14 protein-coding genes are annotated in these 15126 nt (G+C 62.9%); 7 read left to right on the top strand and 7 right to left on the bottom strand.

Annotated elements, in window-relative coordinates:
- The first annotated feature begins 133 nt into the window (after nucleotides 1-133).
- The 3 genes from HG800_RS03285 to HG800_RS03275 all read left to right on the top strand — a co-directional run bounded on the left by HG800_RS03285 (nucleotide 134) and on the right by HG800_RS03275 (nucleotide 3321).
- Nucleotides 134-1660, top strand: coding sequence for a sensor histidine kinase (locus HG800_RS03285; RefSeq protein ID WP_169973746.1), 1527 nt, complete (start codon nucleotides 134-136; stop codon nucleotides 1658-1660).
- A 96-nt stretch (nucleotides 1661-1756) separates the two neighbouring features.
- Nucleotides 1757-2197, top strand: coding sequence for a response regulator (locus HG800_RS03280; RefSeq protein WP_169973744.1), 441 nt, complete (start codon nucleotides 1757-1759; stop codon nucleotides 2195-2197).
- Nucleotides 2198-2205: 8 nt separating this feature from the next.
- The gene (locus HG800_RS03275; protein ID WP_169973742.1) at nucleotides 2206-3321 is read left to right on the top strand and encodes a sensor histidine kinase; all 1116 of its coding nucleotides are present in this window, start codon (nucleotides 2206-2208) and stop codon (nucleotides 3319-3321) included.
- Between the two features lie 27 nt (nucleotides 3322-3348).
- Here the strand turns inward: HG800_RS03275 and HG800_RS03270 are convergent, their stop codons facing one another.
- Entirely contained in the window at nucleotides 3349-3903 is a 555-nt protein-coding gene (locus HG800_RS03270; protein ID WP_169973740.1) for an RNA 2'-phosphotransferase, read from the bottom strand.
- Between the two features lie 61 nt (nucleotides 3904-3964).
- Nucleotides 3965-6046 carry a thioredoxin domain-containing protein gene (locus HG800_RS03265; RefSeq protein ID WP_169973738.1) on the bottom strand — a complete coding sequence of 694 codons (2082 nt, stop codon included), beginning with the start codon at nucleotides 6044-6046 and terminating at the stop codon, nucleotides 3965-3967.
- A 366-nt stretch (nucleotides 6047-6412) separates the two neighbouring features.
- On the opposite strand from HG800_RS03265, the gene HG800_RS03260 reads away from it, so the two are divergent.
- Both HG800_RS03260 and HG800_RS03255 read left to right on the top strand, forming a co-directional pair.
- A complete protein-coding gene (locus HG800_RS03260) occupies nucleotides 6413-7684 on the top strand; it encodes a multiheme c-type cytochrome (RefSeq protein ID WP_169973736.1) in 1272 nt (423 codons plus the stop codon).
- Entirely contained in the window at nucleotides 7647-8606 is a 960-nt protein-coding gene (locus tag HG800_RS03255) for a hypothetical protein (protein ID WP_169973734.1), read from the top strand. Before HG800_RS03260 ends, HG800_RS03255 begins: the two co-directional genes overlap by 38 nt.
- A 28-nt stretch (nucleotides 8607-8634) precedes the next feature.
- On the opposite strand, the gene tcmP is transcribed toward HG800_RS03255, so the two are convergent.
- The 3 genes from tcmP to HG800_RS03240 all read right to left on the bottom strand — a co-directional run bounded on the left by tcmP (nucleotide 8635) and on the right by HG800_RS03240 (nucleotide 11107).
- Nucleotides 8635-9573 carry a three-Cys-motif partner protein TcmP gene (gene tcmP / locus HG800_RS03250; RefSeq protein WP_206352116.1) on the bottom strand — a complete coding sequence of 313 codons (939 nt, stop codon included), beginning with the start codon at nucleotides 9571-9573 and terminating at the stop codon, nucleotides 8635-8637.
- The gene (locus tag HG800_RS03245; protein WP_169973732.1) at nucleotides 9570-10394 is read right to left on the bottom strand and encodes a DUF5131 family protein; all 825 of its coding nucleotides are present in this window, start codon (nucleotides 10392-10394) and stop codon (nucleotides 9570-9572) included. The genes tcmP and HG800_RS03245 overlap by 4 nt, the downstream gene beginning before the upstream one ends.
- Nucleotides 10395-10543: 149 nt before the next feature.
- Nucleotides 10544-11107 (bottom strand): Uma2 family endonuclease, encoded by a 564-nt coding sequence (locus HG800_RS03240; protein ID WP_169973730.1) that lies wholly within the window; start codon nucleotides 11105-11107, stop codon nucleotides 10544-10546.
- Nucleotides 11108-11378: 271 nt separating this feature from the next.
- Here HG800_RS03240 and HG800_RS03235 point away from each other — a divergent pair, with 271 nt between their 5' ends.
- Together HG800_RS03235 and HG800_RS03230 are read left to right on the top strand one after the other, a co-directional pair.
- On the top strand, nucleotides 11379-11624 hold the full coding sequence (locus HG800_RS03235) for an antitoxin family protein (RefSeq protein ID WP_169973728.1): 246 nt from the start codon (nucleotides 11379-11381) through the stop codon (nucleotides 11622-11624).
- Nucleotides 11621-12016, top strand: coding sequence for a type II toxin-antitoxin system VapC family toxin (locus HG800_RS03230; RefSeq protein WP_169973726.1), 396 nt, complete (start codon nucleotides 11621-11623; stop codon nucleotides 12014-12016). The genes HG800_RS03235 and HG800_RS03230 overlap by 4 nt, the downstream gene beginning before the upstream one ends.
- 4 nt (nucleotides 12017-12020) lie before the next feature.
- On the opposite strand, the gene HG800_RS03225 is transcribed toward HG800_RS03230, so the two are convergent.
- Nucleotides 12021-12230 carry a hypothetical protein gene (locus tag HG800_RS03225; protein WP_169973515.1) on the bottom strand — a complete coding sequence of 70 codons (210 nt, stop codon included), beginning with the start codon at nucleotides 12228-12230 and terminating at the stop codon, nucleotides 12021-12023.
- Nucleotides 12231-12575: 345 nt separating this feature from the next.
- On the bottom strand, nucleotides 12576-14972 hold the full coding sequence (locus tag HG800_RS03220; protein WP_169973724.1) for a sigma-70 family RNA polymerase sigma factor: 2397 nt from the start codon (nucleotides 14970-14972) through the stop codon (nucleotides 12576-12578).
- Between the last annotated feature and the right edge of the window lie 154 nt (nucleotides 14973-15126).

Here is a 15126-nt window from a genome sequence, read left to right as displayed (position 1 = left end):
TTTTGCGGTCGTCGAGACGCTCCCCGATCATCCGATCACGCCTCAGGGTGGTGCGATTCTCGACGGTCGAACGTTATAATCCTAGTCTTCAAAGGGCAGGACGGGCAAGCGCTCGCGAAAAGGACCTGGATGGATGACGGAACGAACCAGGCGAACCATTCCCGACCTTCCCCCGCTGACCGAGGCGGACGTGACCCGGTTGCTTCGAGCCATCCACGGCTCGACCGAAGGCCTCTGGGAGTGGGACGTGCCGACCGGGATGGTCTGGTTCTCCCCTCGGGCCTCGGTGTTGCTCGGAGGTTCCTCCTCTAGCCCCTTGCCTCCCACCTGGGATGCCGTCCGGAGTCGAATGCTCGCGGACGATGCCGCCGCCTTTGAGTCGGCACTCGATCATGCGACAACCCGAGGCGAGCTGGACGTCACCTTCCGCCTTCAGACCGAATCCGGAGCCCAGTGGTTCCGCGTCCGGGGTGCTCCACCTTCCGAGGATCGCCCCATCGTCACGTTTGCCGGCTCCATCCAGGATACGGACGATCTGCGCCGCGCTCTCGACCGCAACGCCTACCTCGCCGCGATCATCAACGCGGACGACGACGCCATCCTCGGCCTCGATCATGACGGCGTCGTGATTGCCTGCGATGGCGGGTCCGAACGCCTCTTCGGCCAACCTTCCGACATCATGCTCGGTCAGTCGGCCGCCTCGCTCGCCCCCTGGATCCGGCTCGATCTCTTGCCCGATCTCCTCCCTCGAGTCCTTCGCGGCGAAACCATCTCGGGGCATGTCGTCGAACATCGCCGAGACAACGGCGACCGCCTCGAACTCTCGCTTCGCATGGCACCGATCCGAGATACTCGCTCGGCAATCGTCGGCGCTTCAATCATTGCCCAGGACGTGACCAGCCGCCGAGCGATGGAACGTCGGCTGGTCTCCATCGGCCGCGATCTTCGTCGCCGGAGCGACGAGCTGGAACAGTTCGTCTACACCGTCTCGCACGACCTGAAAAGTCCCCTGGTCACCTGCACCGGCTACGTCGGACTCCTCGAAGAAGACCTCGAAGCCGGCGACACCGAATCGGCCCTCGACGCCGCCCGACGGGTCCGGAACGCCGTGACTCGAATGAACCAGCTCATCGACGACCTGCTGGAACTGAGCCGAATCGGCCGCTCCGACTCCCCGCCGAAATCGCTCGACCTGCCCCGACTCGTCCACGAGGTCGCCGAAGTCTTGCGCCCTCGATTCGAAGAACGCGAGGCCCGGCTGGAGGTCGATCCCGAGCTACCCGAGGGGGTCTTCGCCGTCGATCGCGACCTCTCCCGAGCCCTCGAAAACCTCCTTGAAAACGCCCTGAAATACGCCTGCGATCAACCCGGCACGCTCGTGACGCTCGGCGGTCGTCACGAGGAGGGTCAGGTCCTTATGTTCGTCCGCGACACCGGACCGGGCATTGCCCCGGAATATCATCAGAAGATCTTTGGTCTGTTCCAGCGGCTCGATACCGCCAAGCCTGGCACTGGTGTCGGCCTGGCCTCGGTGGCCAAGGTTGCCTCGGTGCTTCGCGGCCGCGCCTGGGTCGATTCCGAACCGGGCCAGGGAGCAACCTTCTGGATCGCCTTGCCTGATCACTCCGATCCCGACGGCCCGGAATGTGGATCGCCGTGATCGGAACCCTGCTCCTGTCCCGGTGTTCCTCCCCAATCCCCTCAAGCCGTCGCCTCGCCGAGCAATCGTGTTCTCCTGGAAAGGATCTCCTCACCAATGAGCCGCATGGTCAAATTCCTGCTCGTGGAAGACGACGAGGACCACGCCGAACTCGTCAAACGAAACCTCCGACGCGCCCGGGTGGCCAACTCCGTGACCCACGTCTCCGATGGGGTCGAGGCCCTGGCCTTCCTCCGCCGCGAAGAAAAGTACCCCGACGCCGAGCGGCCCGACGTCGTCCTGCTCGACCTGAAGCTGCCAAAGCTCGACGGCCTTGAAGTCCTCGCTGCCATTCGGGCCGACGACGACCTGCGCGACCTGCCCGTCGTCATCCTTACCACCTCCGACGCCGAGGCCGACCGCGAACGGGCCTACGAGCACCACGTCAACAGCTATCTGGTCAAGCCCGTCGACTTCGAGAAATTCCGCCAGATGGTCAATGACCTCAGCCTTTACTGGGGAGTCTGGAACGTCCTCCCACCCCGGACCGACGAGTGAAACCCCTCATGGCCTCGCAACCCCTGCGCGTGCTGCTCGTCGAGGATGACCCGGACCACGCCGACTTGATCCGACAGCATCTTGTCCGATCGCGGCCCAAGGGTCGTCCCGTCATCCTCGAACACGTTGATTGCCTCGCCGGAGCCCGGCAACGCCTGGCACAGGCCGACGAGTTGCATGCGCTGCTTCTCGACCTGGTCTTGCCCGATAGCAGCCTCGCCCACACACTTGCCGCTGTCCTGGAAGCCCGACCCGAGCTGCCGGTCGTCGTCCTGACCTCGCTCGATGATCTCGATTTCGCCGCCGATGCCCTCCAGCGCGGCGCGCAAGACTTCCTCGTGAAATCCGAGATCACCGGCGCGATCCTCTTGCGATCAATCCGCTACGCCATCGAACGCAAGACCGCCCAGCGCCAGCTTCAGGACTATGCCGCCCAGCTCGAACGCCGCAACGAGGAGCTGCGACGCTTCGCCCACCTGATGGCTCACGAGGTCCGCAACCCTCTGAATGTCGTCTCGCTGAACCTCATGCTCGCCCGACGCGCCGCCGACGATCCGAAGCGTCTTTCCGACGTCCTCGGCCAGGCCGAAGGATCGATCCGAAGCCTGAGCGAACTCGTCGCCGAACTGCTTCGCTTCGCTGATGCCGAGAACGACGAACGCCAGGGAACCGAGATCGTTCCCATGGAGCGTGTCCTCTCCGACGCCTTGAAGGTCCTTTGCGAAACCCTCCGCGAAGGTCGAGCGTCCGTCTCAAACGGTCCCTTACCCGCCGTCCGAGGCCAGCGCACACAGCTTGACCACCTGATGCAGAACCTCATCGGCAACGCCGTCAAGTACCGCAGCGATGCCCCACCCTCCATCCGCATCGAGGCCGAGCCTACCGAGGGCAGCTTCACCCGCTTCCGCGTCATCGACAACGGGCTTGGCATCAACCCCGAAGATCGCGAACGTGTCTTCGAGATGTTTTGCCGCCTCCACCAGCCGACCCGGATTTCCGGCACCGGCATCGGCCTGGCCTTCTGCAAGCGCGTGGTCGAGGCTCACGGCGGACGCATCTGGGTCGAACCTTCCCCGTACGGCTCCGGAAGCGCCTTCTGCTTCACCCTCCCCACCGTCGATTGACCACTCGGCCCGACGCAGCGCAGATCGTCAACGCTCCCCTTCAGACATTTCCAGATATGAGGCCGGGACCCGATCCGTCAGCCAGACCCCGTTGTCCGATCGAAAGAACACAAACCCATCGGCGACCATCCTCCCGGCCGCCACCCGCAGAATCACCGGTGCTCCATGCCGTCGGCCGACCGTGACGGCCGTCCCCTCATCGCCCGAGAGATGGACGTGCTGCCTCCCCGACGGCCGGAGCCCTTCTCGCAGTATCGCGTCAAGGAATCGCGTCGCCGTGCCATGGTAGAGCACTTCGGGGGGCGAAACCGGTTCCAGCCCCAGATCGACTGCAATCGAGTGACCCTGGCTCGCCCGGATGCGCAGCCCGTCGTCGCTGATGCGGAATCGCTGCTTGTCGTTCGACGCGACAACCTTGGCGATCAGATCCCGATCGAGCTTCGTCCCATTTCTCGCGGCGCAAGAGATCAGCTCATCGACCGACGCCCAGCCCCCCTCGTCGAGGGTCAGGCCGATCGCCTCCGGCTGATGTCGCAGAACAAGGCTCAGGAATTGACTCACCCGGATCATTTGCGACGACATGGCGGAAGGCCCTCCCTCTTCTCAGGGACTCGCAAAGGCGCTCCAGGGTTCACCAGGATCGTCATTCGTCCCCAAGGGCTGATTCGAGCCGATCCAGGAAGACCGGCTCCTGGCAGGTGAAGTTCTCGCAAACATAGATCGTTGTCTTCCCCTCCCTCACTGGCCGATCCGCCAGCAACGGCACGATCTGCGCCGCTTCGGCCTGCTCGCCCTCATCCGGAGCCGTCGGCGCGACAACCGCATGGGGGAGGAAGCGCCCTCGAATCCGCCGCAAGACCTCAACCAGTTCACCCCGATCCTCTCCCGCCACGACGGCAATCTCCTTCGATCGGGAGAGCAGGAAATCCAGCGCAATCAGGCTCTGCCCCGCCGCCGTCGGGGCCTTCTCCAGGACCAGGCGCACGGATTGAATCGTCCGACGCGCAAGTTCGTCCAGATCACCTCGACCCGTCAATGCGGCCAGCCGAGCAAGCGCCGTCGCGGCCATCGCATTGCCCGAAGGGGTTGCATTGTCATATGCATCTTTCGTCCGGGTAATGAGTGCCTCGTGATCGACGCCGGTATAGAAGAACCCGCCGTCTTCCGCATCGAAGAACTGAGCGATCATCACCTCCGTCAAATCCAGAGCCAATGCAACCCAGCGCACCTTCCCCGTCGCCTCGTAAAGCCGAGTCAGACCGTCAATCAAGTTCGCATAATCGTCGAGATACGCATTGAACTTTGCCTGACCATCCTTGAAGCTATGCAGCAATCGGCCGTCGTCGCCCCGCATCCGATCCAGCAAGAAGGCTGCCGCCTTCTCTGCAGCGTCGAGGTAGCGATCGTCCCTCAAGGCATGACCTCCGTCGGCCATCGCGGCAATCATCAATCCGTTCCACGACGTAAGTACCTTCGTATCCTTCCCCGGCGGGATCCGTTGCTCCCGGACGGCCAGGAGCATTGCCTGATCCTCATCCAGCTCGGAGCGGAGTTCGTCCACGTCTCGGCCAATTGCCGCCGCAGCCTGATCTAGCGGTTTGGGCATGTTCAAGATGGTATGCCCCTCCCAGTTCCCCTGCTCCGTCACGTCAAAGACCATCGCGAACGTCTCGGCCCGATCGGCCCCGAGCACCTCTCGAATCTCATCGAGCGTCCAGACGTAGTATTTCCCTTCCTCGCCTTCGCTATCGGCGTCCTCGGTAGCGTAGAAGCCCCCCTCAGGATCCGTCATTCGCCCGAGGGTGTAGTCGAAGATCTTCCGAGCCACGCGGGCGAACTCCGGATCCTTCGTCAATTGATACGCCTCGATGTAGGTCGAGGCCAGCAACGCATTGTCATAAAGCATCTTCTCGAAGTGGGGCACTAACCACTCGTTGTCGGTCGAGTACCGCGCAAAGCCGCCGCCAAGGTGGTCGTAGATTCCTCCTCTCGCCATCTTCCCAAGCGTGTGGCGAACCATGTACAGCGAGTGGTCATCTCCTTTGTACCGATGCAAACGCAACAGTAAACGCAAATCCATCGGATGCGGAAACTTGGGCGCCGATCCGAACCCCCCGTCCTTCGGCTCAAACGCCCGCTCCAGTTGCTTGAGCGCATGATCGAGCAAGCCCGAGTCCAGTTCCCCCTCCGACGGCGGCACCCGGCCTGCGGCTCCCAGGTGGTCGGTCAATTCCCTGGCCGAGTTCATCAGGGCCTCGCGGCGATCGGTCCAGGCATCATGAATACTGGTCAAGACGCGGGCAAACCCCGGCATCCCCCGAGCGTCTCGGGGAGGGAAATAGGTCCCCCCCCAAAAGGGCTTTCCCTCGGGTGTGAGAAAAACCGACATCGGCCAGCCGCCATGACCGCTCAGGGCCTGGATCGCCGCCATGTAGATCTGATCCACGTCGGGCCGTTCTTCCCGATCAACCTTCACGTTAATGAAGTGCTCGTTCATGATCCGAGCGATCGCGTCATTCTCGAAGCTCTCCCGCTCCATCACGTGGCACCAGTGGCAGGCCGAGTAACCGACCGACAGGAAGATCGGCTTGTCCTCGGCCCTGGCCCTGGCAAAGGCTTCCTCGCCCCAAGGATACCAGTCCACCGGGTTATACTGATGCTGAAGCAGGTACGGACTCGTCTCCCCGGCAAGGCGGTTGGCGGGTCGGTCGGCAGCGTGGGTCATGGCAATCGCCTCGTCGTCAGAGCCAAAGTCCCCACCACTCGCGGCCGATCAGACCGGATCGAACCTCCTTGGCGGGCCTTCGTGACAGAGTCACCTTGATAAGTCCCGGTTTCCAGGTCATCCTGAAACGACGTTCGGGACGATCTGATTATAGTCAGAGGACGCGGCCGGACTCGCCCCCCCTTCATGTTTCCCTCGGGCCGTCCTCGTCCCCAGCGATTCCGAGGTCGTGCGCAACGATCATCTCAGGTGACGGACGCCCTGTTCCTGTCTCCCAGAGTTCCGTGAAAACGGTCGCGGGAGCCGCTTCGAGGAACGGCCCCCCGTCTCGACCCCTCATCTCGGTCCCAGGTCCAGCAGGTCGCCATGTCCTTTCGCGGTGTCTTTCTTGCCGTCTTTCTCGGCACGGCCATGATCGTGGCCGCCTTTGTCGTCAACAGCCGCCGCCCGGCCGTCGAGGTCGCCCGAACCACCCCGGCGATGGTCAAGGCCACCGGCCGCTGTGCTCAGTGCCACGAACACGAAACCGGCGCGGTCGTCCATGAATTCGAGATGAGCGCCCACGCTTCCGCCGGACTCAACTGCATGGATTGCCACACCCCCCAGGAAGGCCAGGAGGTCCTGCCGCATCAGGGCTTCGAGATCGTCAAGCAGGTCACCGCCCTGAACTGCTCCGGCTGCCACAAGGACCAGTACGATCAGTACCTCCGCAGCCGGCACGCCGCCCCCTCCTGGGCCGCCGTCACCGGCGCCGAGGATTTCACCGCCGAGCAAATCGCCTTTGCCGAGCAGTACCACCCCGGCTGGGTCGATCGCGAGCCGAACGCCCTGGCCATGCTCCAGGGTCCCGCTTCGATCACCAAGGGCTGCCAGAAGTGCCACGACATTGGGAAGCCGAACGCCGACGGCTCGATCGGCTCGTGTACCTCGTGCCACGCCCGCCACGTCGCCTCGGTCGAGCTGGCCCGATCTCCCCAGACCTGCGGCCAGTGCCACATGGGGCCCGATCATTCGCAGCTCGAAATCTACAACGAATCGAAGCACGGCGTCCTCTTCCACGCCCAGCGCCACGACATGAACCTCGGGGCTGATCCCAAGACCCTCACCTCGAAGGACATGCCAGTCCCCACCTGCTCCACCTGCCACATGAGCGGCATCGGAGATCGCCTCGACCCCACCCACGACGTCGGCGAACGCCTCTCCTACTTCCTCTTTGCCGAGGTCTCCGACCGTCGCGACGACTTCCGCAAAAAGCAGATCGAGATGAAGGCGTCCTGCCTCGAATGCCACACGAACAATAACATCAGCACCTTCTACCGAGAGGCCGAAAGCGTCCTCAAGTCCACCAACTCCCTCGTCAAGCAGGCCCGAGAGGTCATGGAAGGGCTTTACGAGGAAAATCTCCTCACCCCCGCCCCCTTCGACGAGCCAATCGAGTTCCTCTACTTCGACCTCTGGCACTACTACGGCCGCACGGCCAAACACGGCGCCTTCATGGGCGGAGCCGACTTCGTCCAGTGGCACGGCTTCTACGAACTCGTCGCCAAGCTCGCCGAAATCAAGCACCATGCCGCCGAGTTGCGCGGGGAGGGCAAGGAGGATGCCGACTCATCCGACACCGCCACCGACGCCGAGTGAGATCGTCACCCACGCCGACTCCTCCGCCCCCTGGTGGACCCGCCCTTTGCCCTGGCTCGAACTGTTCGCCGCCGGAAACTTTGCCTTCCTGGCGCTTGATATTTTCATGGCCCACTCGATGAACCGCTTCGCCGAGGCGAGCGAGTGGATCCCCTTCCTTTTCTCCCTCGCGGCTCCTCCGGTCCTGGTCGTCTGCTGGCTGCTCCAGGGACGGCTCCGCCCGTACCTTTCGACCGACCCGATCGCTGACGGCCCCCCCGGCTGGCGTCGATGGCTCGCCCGATGGCTCGGCCACCTTGTCGGAGCCCTTGCCATCGTCGTCGGGGTGGCCGGCATGCTCCTTCACCTGCAAAGCCACTTCTTCGAATCGCAGACAATCCACAACCTCGTCTACACCGCCCCGTTTGCCGCCCCCCTGGCCTATGCCGGCCTCGGCCTGCTCGTCATCCTCAACCGGACCGAGCACGCCCCAAGCCTCGAATGGGCCCGATGGGTCGTCCTGCTGGCGATGGGGGGCTTCCTCGGCAACTTCGTCCTCTGCCTGGCCGACCACGCCCAGAACGGTTTCTTCTACTCCTCCGAGTGGATCGGCGTCATCTCCGCCGCCTATGCCGTGGGAGCCCTGTTCGCCGTCGCCACCTTCCCCACCAGCCGATTGACCTGGCGATTCGCCGCCGTCGTCATGATCACCCAGGTGATCGTCGGCCTCGTCGGCTTCCTCTTCCACCTGATCCCCAACCTCCGCAGCCCGATGCCCACCTTCTGGGAATCGTTCGTCTACGGCGCCCCGATCTTCGCCCCCCTGCTCTTCGCCGACCTCGCCATCCTCGCCACCTTCGGCCTCTGGGCCATCGCCCTCGCGTGCCCCGAGGTCCTCAGCCGCTCCGCCACCTCCCCCTCACCGGAGATCGCCCCCTCGTAGTCATCAGTCAGACTTGCTGGGCCTGAATTCAATCCGTCATGGGGAACAACAACCTGGGTGTTGAGGACTCTCGCTTCAGGATGTCTTGCGCGATCTTGATTGCAAGTCTCGAGGCCTTCGGGTCGGGATTCGCCACCGCAAAGCAAAGCAGGAATAGTGGCACTCCGCGCGTGTTCCTGAGCGTGTACGGATTCGACGCAACGTCGGCGAAAATCGTACTGAGGCGATCGTTAAAATACTTACCGATTAGTGTCATGTCGGCCAATTTCCGACGCGAGTCAATGTTGTCAAAAAGAGTTGCCCTTGGCCTAGGGAAAAACACATCGTACCAGTCGGGTTCGCCAAACATACTGTCAAGACGGTAACGCCATGAGTCACGCATCTCACCGTCCCGTTTAAGCAAACGGTTCACAGCGCTAACTGGGAACAGGATCCACGTATCGATGGCCTCAGTGACCGCTACGGCTTTCAGAGTCTCCCAGGAAAGCTGCATCCCGAACGGGTCGATGAACATCACGGCTCGATGCTGCCGAGAACCAGTCCGCCATGGCGTTATTCGGCAAATATCTTGAAGACAAGCGTTGGCCTCAACCGGCTTGATTTCGATGTCATCGCGTTTATCAGGAAACTCATCACGCAACTTGTGAAGTTCCGCGGCCTTTTTTCGACTCTTTTCTATGAACACATATCTCTGAAATCGAGGTTCCACCTGAAGGGCAATGCGGGCCGAGCCGTCGAGAAACTTCTTGACTTCGGGCTCCTCGGCCTCTGGAAAGAGGCGATCGCCTCCGTCATCTTTTTCCTGCTTCAACTCGTGATAGCCGGTACCCGCAAAACCATCTATATACATATAATTAAAATTTAAATTATTCATGATTTTGCTGTAGGCGACCAGATACTTCCGCACACGTTCCAGTTTGTCCTGGGTCCAGCTCTGGTTGCCGAATTGTTGCAAAGACGAAATCAAGGGGTCACCCTCCGTAAGCCCGAGTTCCTACCAAGATGGTATTGAAAATCGTTTATCATTGAGAGGCGTTCCTCGGTCGTTGCCATCGCCACCCGACTTGCTTCAGGCCGATCATCGTGGGTCCGCCCATCGAGTTCCCGCCCCGCCACCTTCTTCCGCACGCCGCCCCACTGCTTGAAGAAGAACGGCACCCCCGCCGCTGCGCACTGATCGCGAACGTTCCTCACCCACTCCGCCTGCATCGGTCGAGCACCATGCCCGCTCTCCCCGCCGACGATCACCCACGCAATCCCCGACAGATCCAACTCGCCCAGGTCTTCCAGCAACGGTTCCACCGAGAGAAACCTGACCGCGCCCGGCGCCTCTCTCAAATGCTCAATCCTCGGCAAGCCGTGCTTCCTGTTCTCGACACTCACCCCCCACCAGATGTGCGATGCGCCCGCGAGGTCGCTCAAGCTCGTCCGCAGCATTTCCCTCAACCGTTCCGATCGTTTCGTCAACACCTGAAACGTATGCCACTTCGCCTGCCTCATCACCTCCGCGACCGCTCGCACATACTCCTCGGGCACATCTTTGTGAAACAGGTCGCTCATCGAGTTCACGAACACCATCTTCGGCTTCGACCACCTCAGTGGCTCCACCAACTTCCCCGGAATCAGCTTCAGATCAAACCCCTGCTCATACGGATGCCCCCGCACCCCCCGGAACCGCTCCGCAAACGTCTCCGCATAGCAATGCGCGCACCCCGGACTGATCTTCGTGCACCCCCTCACCGGGTTCCACGTCGCATCCGTCCATTCGATCTTCGAGTGATCCGCCATCCCACCCTACCTTGCTGGTCGCGACGAGGCATGGAGAACCATTGATCAATGCACCTCATCCCGACATGCTCACCAGGCCACTTCCGATCAAGAGAGGCGGCCAAACACCTGAATTCACTCCGAGCCTCTCCCGGGAATCTCGGTTCCGTTCAGAACAGACTCGCCACGGGCACCTGGAATCGCGGCAGGAGGGGCTCGGCGGTCAATTCGTGCGTCTCATTGAACTGCTCTGGGGGAGCGTCGGGTCGGTAAACCGTCACCGTCTTGAACCGGGGGTTGATGATCCAGACCCGCGCAACCCCCGTCTCCAGATACAGCACGATCTTCTCATCAATCTCCTGCTGCGTGTCCGACGGCGACAGGATCTCCACCGCCAGCACCGGCGGCCCTTCAAAATACGCCCCTTCCGGATCCCTCGCCGTCACCTCGGCCGACACATACGCCACGTCGATCCCCACCCCCGAATCCGGATCGCGCTGCAAGATGAACCCCGCCTCCCCCGAGACGATCAAACCCCTCGGCTCCGGCTGCGTGTCGAGCCAGACGGAAAGTGCCGCGACCACCCGGCTCTCCACACTGCTATGCCATCGATTGCGACGGGGCATCTCCTTCTCCCGCAGCTCCCCCCGGATCAGTTCCCGCCGCATCCCATCCTCGGGCAGCGCCAGGAACGCCTCGATCGTCATCAGCTCCGATGGGGTCGCGGTGGTCATGATGTCATCTCCCCAAAGAGACGTTCTGGAGCGGGATTCTTATGATGCGTTGATCATGCCGGATCAAGCTGATAAGGTCCAGGGTTCCTCCGGTCCGGCCCGGGACCCTCGGTTTTGGGGCAGCGCGCGAGTTGCCCCGCGCATCACAGCGATTGACAGTCCCGTCTTCAACACGCTGCAATGAAGTTGAGGGACCGGCCAGTTCTCTGGGCTCCTCAGCGTCATCCCTCCGAGACGTCCCGGTTCTTTCGCCAGTCAAGGACAGTCCATCATGTCGATCACAGTGGTCGAGGCAGTCTATCAGAACGGCGTTCTCCGCCTGGCGAAGCCCATCGACCTGGCCGAAGGCACGAGGGTTGAGGTCGTCGTAACCCCGAAGGCCGTGGAACAGCCCTCCTCCCGCAACGTGAACGAAATCCTCGACGAACTGACCTCGCTTGCCCGGGTCGAACACGTACCGACGCAGGTCGGACGTGACCACGATACCCACCTCTACGGCGAGGGGGACGCACAATGATCTTCGTGGATACCGGGGCCTGGTACTCCAGGCTGGTACCCTCGGAGGTGGATCATCTCCAGGTTGTTCGCTGGCTTGCAACCCAGACCGAACCACTCCTGACCACAGATTACGTGGTGGATGAAACGCTGACTCTCTTCCGATCGCGAGGGCACACAACCCTGGCGATCGCCTTCGGTGATCACATCTTCAGAGGGGATCTGGCCCGACTTTACGTCCTGAGTGAGACGGAAATCCGCCTCGCCTGGGAGACATTCCGTCGCTTCGACGACAAGGGATGGAGCTTCACCGACTGTACAAGCAAGGTGGTGATCGAGCGCCTTGAGATCACGACAGCGCTCGCGCTCGATCAGCACTTCCGACAGTTTGGCTCCGTCACCGTCGTCCCCTGATGGTTCACGAACCCAATCCTTCGGGTCGATTCTCGCGCCGGACCACCCGCCCGAGCGCAATGACCTCCGCAAACGCCGGCTCGTCCTTGAACGCCCCCCGAAATCGCTCGACCCAAGCCGCCTCGGGCTCGTTCCCTTTCAGCCGTCGGTGAATCTCCGCGATCGCGACCTCCACCGCCGCGACCCGCTGCTCAAGCACCTCATCCGTCGGCATGTTCACCTCCTCGGCACCGAACCGTCATCGGCAAGGATCCGGTCGCCCTCACCACCTTTGATCCGAAGCCGCCTGCCCGACCAGGCCAAGTAGTCGTCGCATGTTCAAGGGTGCCCCTCAACCCTCCGCGCCGCCATTGGCGAGGATCGCATCGGCAAACTCGCAAAACTGCCGCAAATCGTTCGCTCGATCGGTCGGCATGGCGTTGGCCTCCTCGTTCGGATTCCTCGGAATGAGTTTCTCATCACCCCCGACGGCTCGGAAACGCCAGGACTCCCCATTCCCTTTTGCCGAGTCTTCCCGCTGGGCGCGTCAGGTCCCTGAGAATCGTCCTCGGGGATCGACTCAGAACCCGGTTCCTCCTCCCTCGTCCCCGGCTGGGTCCGGTTGTGGCTCGATCCGCTCCATCAACGCATCCAGCTTGTCTTCCAGCCTTCGCATCGTCCGCTCGACTTCCGGCAGGGTCATCTCATTCGTTCCCGGATCGCCCAAGGTCTCCGCCGGCGCATCCCTCGACTCATTCTCGATGGCCGGCGGACCACCTTTCATCCAGACCGGGTCCCAGTCCAACCCGAACTCGTCGGCAAGCCTGGAGCGATATTCAGGCTCCCGAGCGGACCAAAGGTCAAAATACCGTTTCAACCGAAATTGGCGATCGACTTCCAGGCGTTTGAAGGCCGGGGCATCCGTATTGCGAGTGCGTTGTCGGGTCTCCTGATATTGACGATCGAGGTCAAGCACCGCCTCCCGCGTGCTCCGAACCTCCTCATCCTCCAGGAACCAAGCCTCAACGATCTGCCGGGCGTCGGGCTGCTCGGTCTTTCGACCCACCAGGATGCGATCCCCCGGCTTCAGCGTGTAGTTCGTCTCGGATTCGCCCCGCTCGACGATCCCCTCCCAGTCGATCGGCAGCACCTCGGCCTCTCCCTCGCCCCTTTCCGAAGGAGGCCGGACCAGCCGGATGTTCCCCGGATCGGCCGACGGCAGAAGGCCGCCCGCCTGGATGATCACGTCGAGGACGGTCTCCCGGAAATTCATCACAATCCTGCCCGGCTGGACCACGTCTCCATGGAGGTAAATCACCTTGCTGTTGTATCCGGTCACATCCACGAACACGCGGTTCGTGTCTCTTGGGTGGATCATCACATATTCGGATGTCCTCGGATTAAACTCGATCAGCCCGAGCGAATCGTCGCTCAGGAACCGACGAAGGTGGAGGACCACCTTCTCCTTGATCTCCGGCACGGTCAGTCCCTCGACGTACAGTTCTCCGTAGAATTCGAGCGACACCCTCCCGTCGGGCTGCACCAGACGTTCCCCGGTGATCGGCCGACCCGGCAACGCCTCCAGGACCTCAACGCGGAGCAGGTCCGGCGGTTCCACCACGTACTCGGGAGCGGCATTCTCCGATCGCTCCCACTTCCGAGGAGCCTCGGGCGACACCCACTCCGGCGGTTCGGGCAATCGGCCCTTCTCCCGATCCGCCTCGGGGTTCCGCCGGGCGCCGATCTCGGGCTTCACATCGTCCTCATCGAAGGGTGATCGTTCCGGCGGCAGATCGAAGGGACCATCCCCTTGCCCGGCCGGTGGCATTGCCTCTCGCTCCGCCTTCTGAAGGTCGTTCAACTCCTCTTCGAGGTCACGAATCTGGATCTCCAGAGACTCGATCTCCAGTTCTCCCAGACGTTTCGACCGTTCGAGGAGTTGGAGGTTCTTCTGAACCTCGGCCAGTAACTCCTTCCTGAACTCGATTTGATCGGCAACAAACGCCGCATCTCGAGGCGGGATCTTATTCCCGTCGACGGGCGAGACTCCCGCCGGTTGACCCGTCCCCTGGGGGACGGCAACCGCGTCCCCAAGCTCCCCGTCCCCCCCTCCCGCCGTCAGGCCCCCGACCGCCGCGACCGTCACCCCGAGCGAAAGCAACGCCACGCCCGCGCCCTGAACCTTCGCCCATGCCATCATCGTGATTGCTCCTTCCGCAAGTGTGACCACCGCCCCGGAACCGAACGCCCCCAACCCCGCCACCCCGGCCGATCGGAAGGTGTCCACCGCCACCACCCGGACCGTCCGGGCGATCAAGGCCGCCGGCACGACCGGCAGGGGATCGGGGGAAAGCCCCCGACGACTCAATCGAACGCGAAGCAAGGCCCGAGCCCGAGCCAGGCGGACCTTGATCGTCCCGCTCGGGCGGCCGAGCGCCGCGGCGGCCTCGTCGATGCTCTGGCCTTCCAGGTGGCACAGCTCCACCGCCTGCCGGTAATGCTCCGGCAGCCGAGCCACCTCGTTCCGCAGCAGGACGGCCCGCTCCCGAGACTCCGCCGCCTCGATCGGCCCCGAGGCCGTCGACACGACCTCGGGCACGATCGATCCGCGACCGTCCGGCCGCCGCATCGCCTGACAATGCGCCTTGCGAGCCACCTTCCGCGCGACGCCTCGGAGCCACGGCCCGAGCGATCCATCCCTCACCCGGACCGATCGGGCCTTTCTCGCCAGCACGAGGAACGTCGCCTGGAAGGCATCCTCCGCGTCGGCCGGGTCCGAAAGCGATCGTCGGCAGACGGACAGGACCATCGGCCCGTGCCGGGTGACGATCGCCTGGAAGGCGGCCTCGGCCACCGCGCGGTCGTCCCGATCGACGAAGCGCTCCAGCAGCTCCTCATCCCCGAGGCCCACGACCGTGCCCCCTCGGAAGATCACCCCGATCTGCCGGATCACATCCCCCGACAACCGTCTTGACATCCGGCCGCCCCCTTGTTGCCGATCACCCCCACGCCGATCCACGACGCCCGGCGCTGGTGCTCGTGTGCGCTCCTCCCTTTGCTATGCCCGGTTCTCCTCCTCCGGTTTCAAGGAATGCGGCATGATCCTTCGATCCGAGTTCCAGGGATTCTCC

It is taken from the genome of Tautonia rosea (assembly GCF_012958305.1).
In the GTDB taxonomy this organism is placed as follows: Bacteria; Planctomycetota; Planctomycetia; order Isosphaerales; family Isosphaeraceae; genus Tautonia; species Tautonia rosea.
This window is presented reverse-complemented; position numbering and strand designations above follow the sequence as displayed.

Excerpts from the sequence above, each read along its gene's own strand:
- HG800_RS03235 (WP_169973728.1), top strand. The coding sequence starts at position 11,379 with ATGTCGATCACAGTGGTCGAGGCAGTCTATCAGAACGGCGTTCTCCGC.
- HG800_RS03260 (WP_169973736.1), top strand. The coding sequence starts at position 6,413 with ATGTCCTTTCGCGGTGTCTTTCTTGCCGTCTTTCTCGGCACGGCCATG.
- HG800_RS03280 (WP_169973744.1), top strand. The coding sequence starts at position 1,757 with ATGAGCCGCATGGTCAAATTCCTGCTCGTGGAAGACGACGAGGACCAC.
- HG800_RS03255 (WP_169973734.1), top strand. The coding sequence starts at position 7,647 with ATGCCGACTCATCCGACACCGCCACCGACGCCGAGTGAGATCGTCACC.
- HG800_RS03270 (WP_169973740.1), bottom strand. The coding sequence starts at position 3,903 with ATGTCGTCGCAAATGATCCGGGTGAGTCAATTCCTGAGCCTTGTTCTG.
- HG800_RS03225 (WP_169973515.1), bottom strand. The coding sequence starts at position 12,230 with ATGCCGACGGATGAGGTGCTTGAGCAGCGGGTCGCGGCGGTGGAGGTC.
- HG800_RS03275 (WP_169973742.1), top strand. The coding sequence starts at position 2,206 with ATGGCCTCGCAACCCCTGCGCGTGCTGCTCGTCGAGGATGACCCGGAC.
- HG800_RS03230 (WP_169973726.1), top strand. The coding sequence starts at position 11,621 with ATGATCTTCGTGGATACCGGGGCCTGGTACTCCAGGCTGGTACCCTCG.
- HG800_RS03240 (WP_169973730.1), bottom strand. The coding sequence starts at position 11,107 with ATGACCACCGCGACCCCATCGGAGCTGATGACGATCGAGGCGTTCCTG.
- HG800_RS03285 (WP_169973746.1), top strand. The coding sequence starts at position 134 with ATGACGGAACGAACCAGGCGAACCATTCCCGACCTTCCCCCGCTGACC.
- HG800_RS03245 (WP_169973732.1), bottom strand. The coding sequence starts at position 10,394 with ATGGCGGATCACTCGAAGATCGAATGGACGGATGCGACGTGGAACCCG.
- HG800_RS03265 (WP_169973738.1), bottom strand. The coding sequence starts at position 6,046 with ATGACCCACGCTGCCGACCGACCCGCCAACCGCCTTGCCGGGGAGACG.
- HG800_RS03220 (WP_169973724.1), bottom strand. The coding sequence starts at position 14,972 with ATGTCAAGACGGTTGTCGGGGGATGTGATCCGGCAGATCGGGGTGATC.